10 protein-coding genes are annotated in these 14,135 nt (G+C 41.5%); 1 reads left to right on the top strand and 9 read right to left on the bottom strand.

The window, feature by feature from the left end; translation table 11 throughout:
- Positions 1-6: 6 nt before the first annotated feature.
- The 5 genes from AC1TO9_RS09355 to AC1TO9_RS09335 form a co-directional block, all read right to left on the bottom strand.
- Positions 7-927, bottom strand: a complete 921-nt coding sequence (locus AC1TO9_RS09355; protein WP_482055887.1) for a carbohydrate ABC transporter permease — start codon at positions 925-927, stop codon at positions 7-9.
- A 12-nt stretch (positions 928-939) separates the two neighbouring features.
- The gene (locus AC1TO9_RS09350; protein ID WP_482055966.1) at positions 940-1,803 is read right to left on the bottom strand and encodes an ABC transporter permease; all 864 of its coding nucleotides are present in this window, start codon (positions 1,801-1,803) and stop codon (positions 940-942) included.
- A 211-nt stretch (positions 1,804-2,014) separates the two neighbouring features.
- Positions 2,015-3,721 carry an extracellular solute-binding protein gene (locus tag AC1TO9_RS09345; protein WP_482058985.1) on the bottom strand — a complete coding sequence of 569 codons (1,707 nt, stop codon included), beginning with the start codon at positions 3,719-3,721 and terminating at the stop codon, positions 2,015-2,017.
- 127 nt (positions 3,722-3,848) lie between these two features.
- Entirely contained in the window at positions 3,849-5,591 is a 1,743-nt protein-coding gene (locus AC1TO9_RS09340) for a sensor histidine kinase (protein ID WP_482058984.1), read from the bottom strand.
- Entirely contained in the window at positions 5,588-7,189 is a 1,602-nt protein-coding gene (locus AC1TO9_RS09335) for a response regulator (protein WP_482055884.1), read from the bottom strand. The genes AC1TO9_RS09340 and AC1TO9_RS09335 overlap by 4 nt, the downstream gene beginning before the upstream one ends.
- A 192-nt stretch (positions 7,190-7,381) precedes the next feature.
- On the opposite strand from AC1TO9_RS09335, the gene AC1TO9_RS09330 reads away from it, so the two are divergent.
- Positions 7,382-10,912: a glycosyl hydrolase 115 family protein gene (locus tag AC1TO9_RS09330; protein ID WP_482058983.1), complete on the top strand. Its 3,531-nt coding sequence runs from the start codon at positions 7,382-7,384 to the stop codon at positions 10,910-10,912.
- A 97-nt stretch (positions 10,913-11,009) separates the two neighbouring features.
- On the opposite strand, the gene AC1TO9_RS09325 is transcribed toward AC1TO9_RS09330, so the two are convergent.
- The 4 genes from AC1TO9_RS09325 to AC1TO9_RS09310 all read right to left on the bottom strand — a co-directional run bounded on the left by AC1TO9_RS09325 (position 11,010) and on the right by AC1TO9_RS09310 (position 14,119).
- A complete protein-coding gene (locus tag AC1TO9_RS09325; protein WP_482058982.1) occupies positions 11,010-11,549 on the bottom strand; it encodes a DinB family protein in 540 nt (179 codons plus the stop codon).
- A 66-nt stretch (positions 11,550-11,615) separates the two neighbouring features.
- A complete protein-coding gene (locus tag AC1TO9_RS09320) occupies positions 11,616-12,563 on the bottom strand; it encodes a helix-turn-helix transcriptional regulator (RefSeq protein WP_482058981.1) in 948 nt (315 codons plus the stop codon).
- A 109-nt stretch (positions 12,564-12,672) separates the two neighbouring features.
- Positions 12,673-13,260, bottom strand: a complete 588-nt coding sequence (locus tag AC1TO9_RS09315) for a hypothetical protein (RefSeq protein WP_482058980.1) — start codon at positions 13,258-13,260, stop codon at positions 12,673-12,675.
- A gap of 382 nt (positions 13,261-13,642) precedes the next feature.
- Positions 13,643-14,119: a lipid II flippase family protein gene (locus AC1TO9_RS09310; RefSeq protein ID WP_482058979.1), complete on the bottom strand. Its 477-nt coding sequence runs from the start codon at positions 14,117-14,119 to the stop codon at positions 13,643-13,645.
- Between the last annotated feature and the right edge of the window lie 16 nt (positions 14,120-14,135).

The raw sequence follows: 14,135 nt of genomic DNA, 5'->3' as shown, positions 1-14,135 counted from the left end.
TCCTCCTTATCCTTTTACGCCACCAATAGTCATCCCTTGAACAAAGTACTTCTGTAAGAATGGATACACCAACATAATCGGAACACTGGCAACTATTGTCATCGTAGCACGAATAGATGTTGGTGTAACTTGATTGGCTATACTCCCAGTAGAGAACATGGTTGAATAATCCTGAGAGTTCATAGATGCACCTGAGTTCTGCAATATCTTCATAAGCTCATATTGTAGCGTACTTAACTCAGGATAAGATGAGTTGTAGAGGAACACGTCAAACCACGAGTTCCATTGAGCCACTGCCGTAAAGAGTGAGACAGTTGCAAGTACAGGTACACATAATGGAACTACGATACGTAAGAACGTTGTGAATTCCCCTGCTCCATCGATCCGTGCTGATTCAAGGATTCCTTCAGGTAATCCCTCAATAAACGAACGGATAACGATAACGTTGAATACTCCGATCAATCCAGGAATGATATATACAGAGAAGCTACCAATCATACCTAGTTCACGAATAAGTAAGAAGTTAGGAATCAATCCACCACTGAAATACATGGTAAGGATAAAAGCAAGAGATACAAACTTACGTAGTACATATTCCGGACGACTGATCGTATAGGCTACCATAGAACAACATAATACGGAGGTTACCGTACCTATGATCGTTCTCATTGCTGAAATAAAGGTCGCTTGGTAGATCGATGATTCTTTTAGAATATATTTGTAGTTCTCTAACGTGAATTCTCTAGGCCATAAATAGATACCGCCTTTAATCGAGTCATTCGCCTGATTGAGTGAAACCGCTAATGTATTAATAAAGGGATATAGTGTCACTACGACTAGTAATAACATCATTAGAATATTGAAGGTGTCAAAAGCCCGATCCCCAGGGGATTTGAAACGCGCATATTTCTGTCCTGTCTTTGCCATTATAAATCCTCCTTAGAAAAGTCTATCTTCGCCCAATTTCTTCGCGATGTTGTTAGCACTGAATAACAAAATAAAACTGACGATAGTCTTGAACATTCCAGCTGCAATAGATAATGAGAAGTTACCCATTTGAATACCATATTTGAGTACGAAGATATCTAGGTTCTCAGAGAAGTCGATATTCATCCCGTTGCCGAGCAAGTATTGCGGTTCGAATCCAGACTCAAGTAAGTTACCAATATTCATAATCATTAGAATAACAATAACAGGCTTGATACCTGGTAGTGTAATATGCCAGATCCTCTTGAAACGCCCTGCTCCATCGATTTCTGCAGCCTCATATAGTGACGGATCTACCGATGTTATTGCCGTTAAATATATAATAGTGTTCCAGCCGACATTCTTCCAGACTTCTGAAGCACCGAGTATTCCCCAGAAATATTCACCTTTTCCAAGCCATAGGACCGGCTCATCGATAAAACCAACCCACATAAGCAATTCGTTAATAACTCCTCCGTCTGCTGATAGCACGGTAGTGATAATACTGGCAGCAACTACCCATGATATAAAGTGAGGTAGATAACTGATAGTCTGTACAACCCTTTTAAACATCACCTTACGTAGTTCATTAAGTAGTAACGCTAGAATAATTGCTGTACAAAATCCTAATACAAGGTTTATAAAGCTCATGGCTAATGTATTCCGAAGTACTAATAGGAAATGTTTATCTTGAAATAAGAAACTAAAATGCTTTAGACCAACCCATTTCTGATCCGTAAAGCCTTTAGCTGGTTTGAAATCCTGAAAAGCAATGGTCCAGCCCCAAAGAGGGACATATTTAAAAACAAATAACCAGATTAAAAAAGGAACGGACATGAATACCAATACCTTCTGCTGACGAATTCTCTTCAAGAAAAGTTTCCATCCTGTTGGTGTATCAACTATCGTTGGAAACTCATGTGGTACTATTGGAGTGCTATTGCTCACAGTATATTCTCCTCTCTATCCTCCGTAGAATCGATAAATGAGAAAGGAAGGGCCGTCGACCAAATCTAGACAACTCCCCTTCCCTTCTCCAACAATCGTTCTACTTACCTGTTAATATTTCTACTTTTTTAGCTACTCCAGCATTAATTACATCTTCAAATGACTTAACATCTAGTTTGTTAAATTCTGTGTAATATTCGGTCCAAATCTTCTCGAAACTAGCAGGAGCTGCAAGGACTAGTTGTGGGAAGTATTTGCGTTGTAAGTCACTTCTCTTCTGTTCGAAGACTTGCGCATCTGATCCTTGTGGAATCGCAATGCTCCATGCAGGATACCAAGGGCGTTCATCTGGTGCAGAGAAAAGTTGAGAGAATGATTCAATATTGTAAGCCTCCAACAACTTCTTATCACCATCAGTATATGACATTTGTGCAACTTCTGGTTGAGTTCCTGGACTTACAGAGTTACCATCCGTATACGATGATCCCCCACCATACATTGGCCAGCTATAATTGAAATAGGTGAAACCAAATGATTGTTGAAACGCTTTCTCATTCGTTTGTACAATTTGTTCTGCTGTACGGTGGAAGCGTCCTTCCTCATTAACACCAAAGGTCTCACCCTCAATTCCCCATTGGTTGAGAACTTGGTTCTCATCAGTTAGCATATTATCGAAGAATTGAATAATACGAACCGGGTCCTTAGCACTAACTGTGATACCGATACCCCGATTGTTTACAAAGGATGGTGGCTCAATATATTGATCCTTTATGTCTTCGTCAAATACGATAGGAAGTGCCATATAATCTAGATCATCGTTACCCGTTGCTACTGCAGCTTCACGAAGACTATTCATGCCATCTGCCGCTTGCCATTTGTAGTCAAAGAATCCAAGAACTTTACCGGAAGCAAGCTTCGCAATATATTGATCTTTCGTATCCACGAAGGATGACTTATCGAAAAGTCCCTCAGCATTGAGCTTGTTCAATTCTTGAAGATAACGTTTAGTGCTATCTACATCGTCTCCATAATCACTTGCTTGGTGAGTCTCCATATCAATGATAGTGCCACCATCGTTTGGATAGCCTGCCAAATGCATTGGTGGATTAGTGAAAGCGAAGAACTGGTCTTGTGAAGTCAGTGCCAAGTAAGCAATCATATCTTCTTCAGGATGCTTAGCAACATAATCACGAATTAAGTTCAAATATTGATCATATGTCTTAATTGTTGGGTATCCAGCTTCTTTCAACACCCGACGTTGAATCCAGAATGCACCTTGTGTTATATTGGGTTCTGGCTGAAACTCGCCTACGGTTGCACTGAATGGTAGGAAGTTGATATTACCTTCCTCATCCTTCATTAAGTTGAAATAAGGTTCATATACTCGTTTAATGTTCGGACCATGTTCCTCGATCAAATCATTGAGAGGGATGAACGCACCTGCATCAACAATCTTATCAATAGACTCTCCTGGTACGATGACATCTGGAAAGTCATTACTGGCAATAAATGTACCAACCTTCGTATTCTCATCACCTACGAGATGCTCAATTTTCCAATTCACACCCGTCTGATCTTCGTAGATTTTTCCAATATTCGTATCTTTCGTGTTAACATCTTTACCTGCTGCTGCACTGAAATAACTGAAAGTAACCTTATCTACCTTTTGCTCTGTTGCTACCGGATCTTTCGTAGTACCCGTGTTACCCCCACTTGCTGTATTCCCATTATTACCGGAACAGCCCGCTAGAATAGTCCCCATCATAACTGCCGCTAGACAAATCAAGCCTATCTGTTTCTTTCCCATACTCATGACAATCCCCTTTCGAACTATGATTGTTTTGTAAGCACTTTCATATTCATTATAGATCAGCGACTTTATTACGTTTACCCACCATTCTAAAGTTGACACTTAGAAAACTATAGATACTTCATTATTCTTCTAATGGGATTGTGAGCATAATCTGAGTTCCCTCTCCAGGATGACTATCGATCACTAGCTCAAAGCGTGTACCGAAATATAGCTTAAGACGATAGATTACATTCTGTATACCTACCCTTTCGCCCATATCTTCCTCTTCCTTGATATAACTGTAAAGCCGCTCGATCTTCTCATGTTCCATCCCCACACCGTTGTCTTGGATAAGAAAAACAAGATCGTTTCGATCCCGCTTAATATCCACCACAATCTGTCCACCTGACTTCAGTGGTTCAATTCCATGAATACTCGCATTCTCCACGAATGTTAAGACAGACATCTTAGGAATAAGGAACTTATACAGACTCTCTTCGACTCGCACAGTATAATCAAGCTTATCTCCGAAACGATATCTTTGAATCTCAAGAAAACAGTGAATGAAATCAAGCTCTTCCTTGAGCGTAATCATATCCTTCTTCCAGATAAGCGAGTTGCGGAATATCTTTGCCATGTTCTGTATGATATGAGCCGTCTCCTTCTCATCCTTCATGACACTACGCATTCGGATAGTCTCTAGTGCATTAAAGAGGAAATGAGGATTGATCTGACTCTGCAAAGCATTAAGTTGAGCATGCCTACGTTGAATCTCGAGATCTTTCTTCTGAATATCTGCCACGTACACATCATTAATTAAATTGGCGATCTGGAGAGTCATTCGATTGAACTCTTCCGTCAATTGACCAATCTCATCTTGAGAATGATCTTCCTTAATGATATCAAAGTGTTGATTCTTAACCCTCTTCATATGTTTCAAAATACGGATAATCCGTACGTTCAGTGAGCGAGTGACCCAGATAATAATACAAGTAGGTAAAAGCGTATTCATGATTGTAATCAGAATGATGAAATTACGCGATTGATGTACTTCCTTGAATACTTCCTCCTTGGAAGCCCTTGTTACGATACTCCATCCATTCAGATCATTCGTCATCGTATATTTCGTGCGAAATTCAATCTGATCATCAGAAGATTCTATCGTATTGAAAGCTACAGGCTCCTTGTCTATATCGATGCTCGGATCCGTTGTATACTGAATCTGACCGTTTCCGTCCAATAGATAAGTGCTACCTTGTAAATTCAAATTGCTAAATATCTGTTTTATAGACGACATTTTCATATCAATTTTTAGGATCTTCTGATAATTATTTTGCGAATAAAAGGAATCCATCCTGCGAATGACGCTGAACGTTCTCATCGACTCGCCACCACCTGTCCGCACGATGATCGGTTGAGACCAACGATTACTCACAATCTGCTCGTACCACTCGTTCTCCATCACTCGCTCATCAATCATATTAACCCCGCCAGAATATAATAACGTCGGATTATTCACATAGATCGTGATCTCCCCCACCGCATTATATACAGGGCTGTATGCATTTAGAATTCGGCGCAGATAGCCGTCATATGCTCCAATGTACGCAGCAGGATGAGTATATTCTGTATCAATAACTTCATTTAGTAGATGATCCATATAGAACAAGGATGATATTTCCATCGTGCCTTCGACTTCCTTTGCGAACTCGTTCTTTATCTGCTCCATAGCGCGAGTGCTATCTTCAATAATTTGATCTTTCATATTATTGGTCGTCGTATAATAGAAAATATAACTAATAATTAAGAGTGGCACGAATACGCATAAAAAATAAATGATCAACATTTTACCACGCATGCGAATATTATTCAGACTAAGTCTCATTCAGCCGTCCTTTGGGACTTCCCCCCCTTTATTAAACTGTTACGATATTCACTTGGGGTAACGCCTTCAATCTTCTCAAATCGGGTTACAAAATAATCACTGTTTCCAAATCCTACCCGTTCAGCCACTTCGTAAATACGTAGATCAGTCTGCCGCAATAGCCTTTTCGCCTCATTAACCCTCAATTGTTGCAAGAAATCGTTAAAATACATCCCGTATGTCTTCTTAAAAACCTGACCTAGATATACTGGATTAATATAAAATACCGCCGCAATGGACTTAAGACTAATATTTTCCTGATAATTCGCTTCAATATATGACCTAATTTTCGGAATATCGCCACCTTGCTGTTTTTTCCGGAGATTAGCAATATACCGACCACTCTCCTCCGCGAACTTCATGAAGATTCTTCTTAACTCGCTAAGAGACAGATTCAAGTCATGCCAGTCCAATAGCATCTCTAATGTAGTGATTTCCTGCTTATCACCATCCATTTCATGAATGATTCTAACGATCATCGTCACGCATTGATGGATATTCGTTTTCACTGCTTCTGGTGCATAGCATTTGTCACGGAAGTTATCAAATATCTCATCAATCGTTTTGTTCAAATTTTCAAATGCCATCTCCTCAATCTGTTCAACCAGTTGGCTATACAGCTTATCGTCCAGACTCATATATTGCAGCGCCTGCATGGACCCTTCATCATGAATAACGATACCTGTATCATCATGCACATATTTGTATTGTAGCGCTTCCTTAGCACTTCGATATGATTCACGTATGTTCGTTAGGCACTCTACCTTGCAGCCTGCATACAAGAAAATTCTGAAACCACATTCATTCCTCAGCTGTTCCAACAGAACTTCTACGAATGGCCCAATCTTACCTTGGAAGGGCTGAAGCATACTGTCTGGAATGATGAAACCAATACGGTTACGATGCTCATGTAAATAGAAGGGCTGTCCGCCCCCTGTGATCCGTTGGAGAGTCCGTTGCAGAATTTCCCTGAATACTGAAAGGCTTGGAGACATCCCCTCTTCCGTTGCAAGATGAATATCATTTAACTCAGCAAACATATAATATAGTCCACTCACTTCTTTCAACATCAGCCGATCTTCCCATTCAGCCAAGAAAGCATCGTCTGGATGATCTAGAATAAGTGTCTCTATCATCGCACCGGTCAACAGGTTATCCTTAATACTACGATCCTCTTGATCTCGGGTTAGCTTCATCATTAGTGCTTGAAGCGTTTCAGTGAATTCAATCTCGTCTATGGGCTTAAGAATGAAATCATGCACACCATATCTCACTGCCTTCTGAGCATAATTAAAATCATCATATCCGCTAATGATAATAAACACGGGATCTGCAGCCTCTTCCTCAGTAACCCTTCTTATAAGTTCCAGTCCATCAAGAACAGGCATACGGATATCCGTAATGACTAGATCAGGCTCAATTCTTCCTATCAATTCTAATGCATCTTCTCCATTGTCAGCTTCCCCTACAACTTCGAACCCACAAGCTTCCCAGTCGATCAATTTAATTAACCCTTTACGTGTAAACATTTCATCATCTACTATAATAACTTTAAACATTATGTGCTCCCCTCTCTGCAGTCATGTAACTATTTCAAAAAGACTCTTAAAAACTCTCCATGTAAATATCACTTCTCAAAGTGAATACTATAGTTTATACGGTACTCTACTACTGTACAAATATGATAACATGATCAAATAGATGTTGTTCGGAAATTTACCAAAATATATCTTTCACGAGGGGGGTTTCTCATGTTTAATCATAACTATATCTGTTCTCATATGGAGAAAGACTATTTCCAACTAGTTCATCAAGGCCAGGTTGCTAATCTCTATATTTCTTCAACTGAAGACCCAGGAATCACGCGCGCAGCCAAAGACTTATGTAAAGATATTACTAGGGTTACCCTACACTCGGCTAAGCTAGTTAGTGAGATGTCCGAGTTATCCGGTCATGTCGTTCTGATAGGAACCATCGGTCAGAGTCCACTCATTGATCAACTCATTGCGGATGGAAAAATCGATACTCTCGGTGTGCAGGGCCAGTGGGAGTCCTTTGTGATCCAGACGGTAACCAACCCACTTCCGGGCATAGAATATGCGCTCGTCGTCGCTGGAAGCGATAAGAGAGGTACGATCTTTGGCATGTATGATATCTCTGAGAATATCGGTGTGTCACCCTGGCATTGGTGGGCAGACGTTCCTACCGTCCAACAAAGCGACTTGTATGTTAAACCAGGTCTGTACAAGCAGGGAGAACCGTCGGTGAAATATCGAGGTATTTTTCTTAACGATGAAGGCCCTTCACTCATGGCTTGGGCTCGCTCTAATTATGATGATATGAATCATGATTTCTACGAGAGTATATTCGAGTTACTTCTACGTCTTAAGGCGAATTATCTATGGCCAGCGATGTGGGATAACACCTTCCACGAGGATGATCCTCTTAATCCTAAGGTAGCTGATTACTACGGTATTGTCATTGGCACATCTCACCATGAACCGATGCTTCGTCCGCACGGAGATTGGAAGAAACATAAGCAAGGTCCATGGGATTATTCATTGAATCGTGACGTGCTGTACCGTTTCTGGAAAGAAGGGATCTCACGTAGTCGTGAATACGAGACCATTGTTACGCTTGGCATGCGTGGGGATGGGGATGAACCGATGGGCGGACACCTGAATTTTGAAGAAAAGGTAGATCTCCTGCAACATGTTGTGGAAGATCAGCGAGAAATTATCGCTACCGAGATGAATTCCGATGTTACACAGGTCCCTCAACTGTGGGCTCTCTATAAAGAAGTTCAGGATTACTATGAGAATGGGATGAGGGTGCCAGATGACATTACGTTACTCTGGTCAGATGATAACCATGGTAATCTGCGTAGAGTACCCACTGACGAAGAACGTAGACGCTCTGGTGGAGCAGGCGTATACTACCATCTCGATTATGTTGGTGGTCCTCGTTCTTATAAATGGCTTAACACCGTACCGATTCAGAAAATATGGGAGCAAATGCACAAAGCATATGAATACGGTGCTGACCGAATATGGATTGTTAATGTCGGCGATTTGAAGCCTATGGAATTTCCAATGGAATATTTCCTACGTATGGCTTGGAATATTGAACTTTTCACGAAGGATAACTTCCATTCGTATACACTCCAATGGGTGAATCGTCAGTTCGGTGCTGAACATGCTGATGAAATTGCCCATCTACTGGAGAGTTATACGAAATATAATGGTCGATTAAAACCGGAGTTGTTAAATGCCGTTGATCTTTACAGCCTTATCAACTTCCAAGAAGCCGAAACCATTGTCGCGGAATTCCGTGATATTACCGTCCGAGCAGAACGATTATTTGATCAGCTTCCAGGGCATCTGCAAGATACGTTCTTCCAGTTAGTACTCTACCCTGTAAAGGCTTCAGCCCAAGTACTCGAGCTACATATTCGTGCCGAGAAAAGTAAGCTGTATGCTCAACAAGGCCGGGTCATCGCTAATATAGAGGCACGCGCTGCCGAGCTTCTATTCGAAGCAGATCAAGAACTCACATTCGACTATAACAAACGACTATCGTTGGGCAAGTGGGATCATATGATGGACCAGACGCATATCGGGTATACGTATTGGAACCAGCCACCTCATAACATCATGCCAGAGATTGGGCGTATAGAAGAACAAGAAGGCGCGGAAATGGGCGTTGCCGTGGAAGGTTCCATACATGTATGGCCAAGCAATGGCAGTGATTCGTTGTGCGCATTGCCTGGATTCGATGTGTTCACGCAGGAGCAGCGATATTTCGAAATATTCAATAAACGCTCGTCTCCCTTTGACTACAGCGTTCATGTAGATGTCCCTTGGATTACGGTATCTTCATCAGAGGGTCAGGTTCTGAAACAGAAACGGATCTGGGTAGACATTGATTGGGAGGTAGCTCCTCAAGGTGAGGCTGTTACCGAAACAATCACCGTCATCGGAGCTGATGACGTTAAAATCAACATCCAGGTGAGTATCTTCCATCCCGTAAGTCCACAGCGTGAGACGCTAATTGGACACATGGAGAGTAATGGATATGTATCTATTGAAGCAGAGAACTATACTCGAAAGATAGCCGCATCTAGTGCTGGGTGGGAGCGCATCGACGGCTACGGTCGAACTCTCTCCTCGATGGCCGTCTTCCCTGTCACAACTCCTTGCGCGAATCCACCGGTGCCAGAGCAATCTCCACGTCTGGAATATCAAGTCTATCTAGTTCAGCCAGGGGAAGTCACGGTGTCACTATTTCTTGCGCCATCAAATGACTTCGTTCCGGGAATGGGACTAAGACTAGGGGTCTCCTTCGATGATGGGCCAGTAGAAATATGCGATGCGGTGTTACGGATGACTGATGGCTCCTTCCATGAGAGGGACTGGGAAGTAAGTGTCATCCACAACATACGTACAGCTAAGAGTGTACATCATATTGCCGAGCTAGGTTATCACACCTTAACCGTTTGGATGGTCGATCCAATTGCGGTTCTACAGAAAATCGTTATAGATCATGGTGATTTAGAACCGAGCTACCTTGGACCTACAGAAAGTTACTATGGCGGAAAGGCCCTAGGTACGTCGGTGCAATTAAGTGATCATTCGTACGATCCAGTATCTATACCGGGTATGATCACCATTCCGTCATCCGTGGAATCGGAACGTATAGATATATTCGTTGAACATAGCGGAATATATGATATAGCACTGCCTTCTCAGGACGATACTACAGCCAATGGGGATTATAACGTTAAGTTTACTTTGAAGTGTGATGGACGTGATATATCTGGTCCAATCTCTTGTGGTTCAGATAGAACTCGACAGGGTTCTGACACTCATTCGATGGGGCGTATTGTGCTTGAGTCCGGCGAACATGTGCTTGAGGTCGTGCCGGAGAATGGATTTACTGCTCCAATGGGGCTTGTTCTTACATTAGTCGCTCCTGATATGCTGAGCATACGACCGTCGTTACGCAGAGACAGCCTGCTCCCGACCAAGCCCCTTGTCGCGCAGATTGGGGTAATCAACAAAGATGTAGCCTCCAGTCACCAGTATGTGATGACGGTATCCCTGTATGCAGAAGATGGATCACTACTAGATCAAGCTACACTTACTAATACCCTTGCTGTGCGCGGTCAAGAAATGCACCAATTATGCCTTTCTAAGTCGGATATGAGTAACATATACACATTGAAGACTTCCCTCACGATGGATGGGCAGACACGAGAGTACGTTTCGGATTGGGTGCTTTAATTTAATAGATTTATTAAACGACAGCAGGCCTAGGATTGGTTATCCTAGGCCTGCTGTTGCTCTCCATATATAGATTTCTTTCGAATGGACTGTACTTCTAATGAGTACTTTCTAAAATCTTTATCAAACGATCCTTCTGTAGTAAATGATGGCGGTAATGCATCTCGACGAATATAAACCACTCCTGCGCATTTAGGCCACCGAATCTAGGATGTGAGGCGGTATTCAGTAATGATGATTTATCCAGTGTAGGCTTGATCTCTTTCATTCGACGTAACACTGTGCTCAGCCCTTCGATAATCTGTTCTTTATCTCTAGGTTGTTGAGGCGTATACTGCGGTGAAGCTGGGACATGAATACGGATTGGTGGAAATCCACCTTGTTCAAATATAGCTTTCCCTGCCTCTGTTTTCCCCCCTGCGGTGCTAACCGTATCTATGCTTTGCGTCATGCATTCCTCTATGCTACGAATCTGCATGAACAATGCGGATCCAATCAAATGAAGGTACATTTGGCCAATCGACCATTCATTCTCATTCGGTTGTCGAGTCAGTTGTTCCATACTGAGAACATTTAATTCATCCAGATAGGTATTCGTTATTTCTTCCAAGCACTGCAATGATTCGAGCGTATTCATATACTTTAGACAACTCCTTTTCTTTAACTAACCTCAGCATACAAAAACGCTACTGACAACAGTATGTCAGTAGCGTTTGAACATTCTTTCTGCTTCTTCCCGAACTCGGTTCCGAAGTGATTCGGGCTCTAGCACAACAACATCTGCTCCCCACCCGAGCACCCAAGATAGTATTTCTTCGATCTGTCGGACACGAAGGGTCACAATCAATCCACGCTGGTGATCCTCTAGTGATTCCATATAAAAGTTATTCGATTCTTTTATTTTATCTGCAATGGTAAGATGTGCTTGAATACGAACACATAAATGGCGATCATCTGTAGGTTGATAATCCTGCAAATTGAAATGGGACGGATACTTAAATCTGTCTTCTAGAACGGTAAGGTTACTCATCCGAGTTAATCGGAAATGGCGTAGCTCTTGCCGCAAATCACATCGTGCAATCAATATCCATGCACCTCTGACAAGCACAAGTCCATAAGGGGCAACGGTACGAACGCTATCTCGATTGTCACCGTCTGCAGATGTGACTTTCGAGTAATGAAAATTTACCTTCCGCTCCTCCAATATAGCCCGACGCAATGTTTCTATGTATTCTTTCTCTTGTCCACTATTTACAGCCTCACCTGAAGCTAATAATCTAATGCTTGTACGCACTCGGGTCGCCTCTCTTCGAACACTTTCCGGTAAAACAGCTTCAATTTTCCTTTGAGAAGCTTGTGCCTTTGCGCCATAGCGTATATCAAATTTTTGTTCAATAAAATCGGCTCCAATGAGCAACACTACGGCTTCTTCAACCGTGAAGCTCACGGGCGGCAAGAAGTAGCCCTCCATCAGAGAATATCCTAGCCCAGGAGAACTTACAACTGGCACTCCTGCCTCACTAAGCGCTTGAATATCTCGATATATGGTCCTTCTACTCGTTTCAAATGTAGCCGCCAGATCTTCCGCTCGCAAAACCCCTTTGCGTTGTAACTCAAGTATAATAGCTAACAAACGCTCTGTTTTATTCATAGTTGCTACATCCTTTCTTGTGTCACATAAATCTATCGGACTATCTAGATTTCCCTTAACTGTCTGCTATCCGTTAGCTAAGCAATCGCTCACTCTAGGTAATCCATATTCAATTATTTTTTTTGCTCTTACTGTCTTCAATTAGGTGATACAAATCCATCTTCCAAACATTATTCTCTTTCTTCAAGCCATAGATTGTTGTTGTAGTATAAATACCCACACTTGCGGTAATATCCATTGCTATTTCGTTTTCCTCAAACAGCCCTTCGTGTGCTTCGATGGAGTCATAATATCTATACTCCAAAGCAACCCCTTGCTCTCGATGCATTATATTTTCGTAATATTCTTCTCTAAAGATATCAAGGTCAGGTAACGAACCATTATTATATGTGAGGTAGTAAATCACTTCTACATCACTCATAGCTACAGAATGGATGTAGATTAATAGTATCTCCTCGGGAGAAAATGTTTGTAAATGACGGATATCATTGTCATCCATAAATCGTTGATACTCCTTTACCCTTTCCTTCGGCAACTGTTCCAGATAAGAAAACCCCTCCTTCTTAGCAACAACAGGTTCCTGTATTGTTGGTTCACTTGGACTTATAACCGATTTCTTTTCAAAACAACCTGTTAGAGGTACTGAAACAATAAGTATGGTAACGAAAACTATGAAACCTACTCCTTTTATTCTCATGGGACCTCCATTTATTACATTTTTATTTTTAAGCCATATAGTATTGATCTATCTCTATAATATTCCAAACGCTATATAGCATAATAAAGTTACCAGTGCTTCTATATTACTACGCGGGACCGACCAGTCTGCAGTGAAGTTCTTCGACAGTAACCCGTCTTCATCGCAAATCCATCATTGCAGCATATTCCTCGAAAAAATGTTAAACTTCAAGACAAAAAGGAATCCGGACTTCTATGCAAAGTCAGATTCCTCGCCGAACTCTTTAGCAATTCTTTCACAGAACTCTTGAAAGTTAAAATTAAACACATACTTACGATTTACTTTTACCTTGTCAAAAATGCCCAGTGCTTCTAACTCCATTAAGTCAGTTCTTGCAGTCTCATAGGAAACTTTGTGTCTTTTCTGATATTCTTAATCGGGACAACATCGATAACTTCGGGAGAACCAAATGATATCGTACGTTATTCATCTTTTGAAAAGAAACCGATGATCGAATCATTTGTGGTATGGAACCGGATATTTCTAATTTGGATATTACCCTAGAAGAAAGCAATACAGCGGATGGGAACAGGATTAAAGCCACCAATGTCCCCAAAGTGGATGCACCAATAATCATTCGTAACTGATAGATTAGATTATTATCCGCATTATGTTTGGCGAAGTCTATGATTTTACCGGTAAGCGGGGCTTGAACCATGTTAGCTGTTCTTGAAATTAAGAGTATTATTCCAGTTAACGATAAGGCAACTGCTAATTTCCCTAAACGTACTCCTGCTAAGCGAAGAGAATATGTCAATGTCTCTGATAGATGAATGATAAATGTAAACAGCGAAATAAGCATTATTTGCTCTAACAAACAATATCACCTCATG

It is taken from the genome of Paenibacillus sp. Y916, from assembly GCF_056786435.1.
Note: the sequence above shows the minus strand (reverse complement) of the source record. Positions and strands in the feature narration are given on the sequence as shown.

What these genes read in the sequence shown, in the direction of transcription:
- AC1TO9_RS09315 (WP_482058980.1), bottom strand. Translation starts at nt 13,260, where the DNA reads ATGAGAATAAAAGGAGTAGGTTTCATAGTTTTCGTTACCATACTTATT.
- AC1TO9_RS09355 (WP_482055887.1), bottom strand. Translation starts at nt 927, where the DNA reads ATGGCAAAGACAGGACAGAAATATGCGCGTTTCAAATCCCCTGGGGAT.
- AC1TO9_RS09340 (WP_482058984.1), bottom strand. Translation starts at nt 5,591, where the DNA reads ATGAGACTTAGTCTGAATAATATTCGCATGCGTGGTAAAATGTTGATC.
- AC1TO9_RS09345 (WP_482058985.1), bottom strand. Translation starts at nt 3,721, where the DNA reads ATGGGAAAGAAACAGATAGGCTTGATTTGTCTAGCGGCAGTTATGATG.
- AC1TO9_RS09320 (WP_482058981.1), bottom strand. Translation starts at nt 12,563, where the DNA reads ATGAATAAAACAGAGCGTTTGTTAGCTATTATACTTGAGTTACAACGC.
- AC1TO9_RS09350 (WP_482055966.1), bottom strand. Translation starts at nt 1,803, where the DNA reads ATGTCCGTTCCTTTTTTAATCTGGTTATTTGTTTTTAAATATGTCCCT.
- AC1TO9_RS09325 (WP_482058982.1), bottom strand. Translation starts at nt 11,549, where the DNA reads ATGAATACGCTCGAATCATTGCAGTGCTTGGAAGAAATAACGAATACC.
- AC1TO9_RS09330 (WP_482058983.1), top strand. Translation starts at nt 7,382, where the DNA reads ATGTTTAATCATAACTATATCTGTTCTCATATGGAGAAAGACTATTTC.
- AC1TO9_RS09335 (WP_482055884.1), bottom strand. Translation starts at nt 7,189, where the DNA reads ATGTTTAAAGTTATTATAGTAGATGATGAAATGTTTACACGTAAAGGG.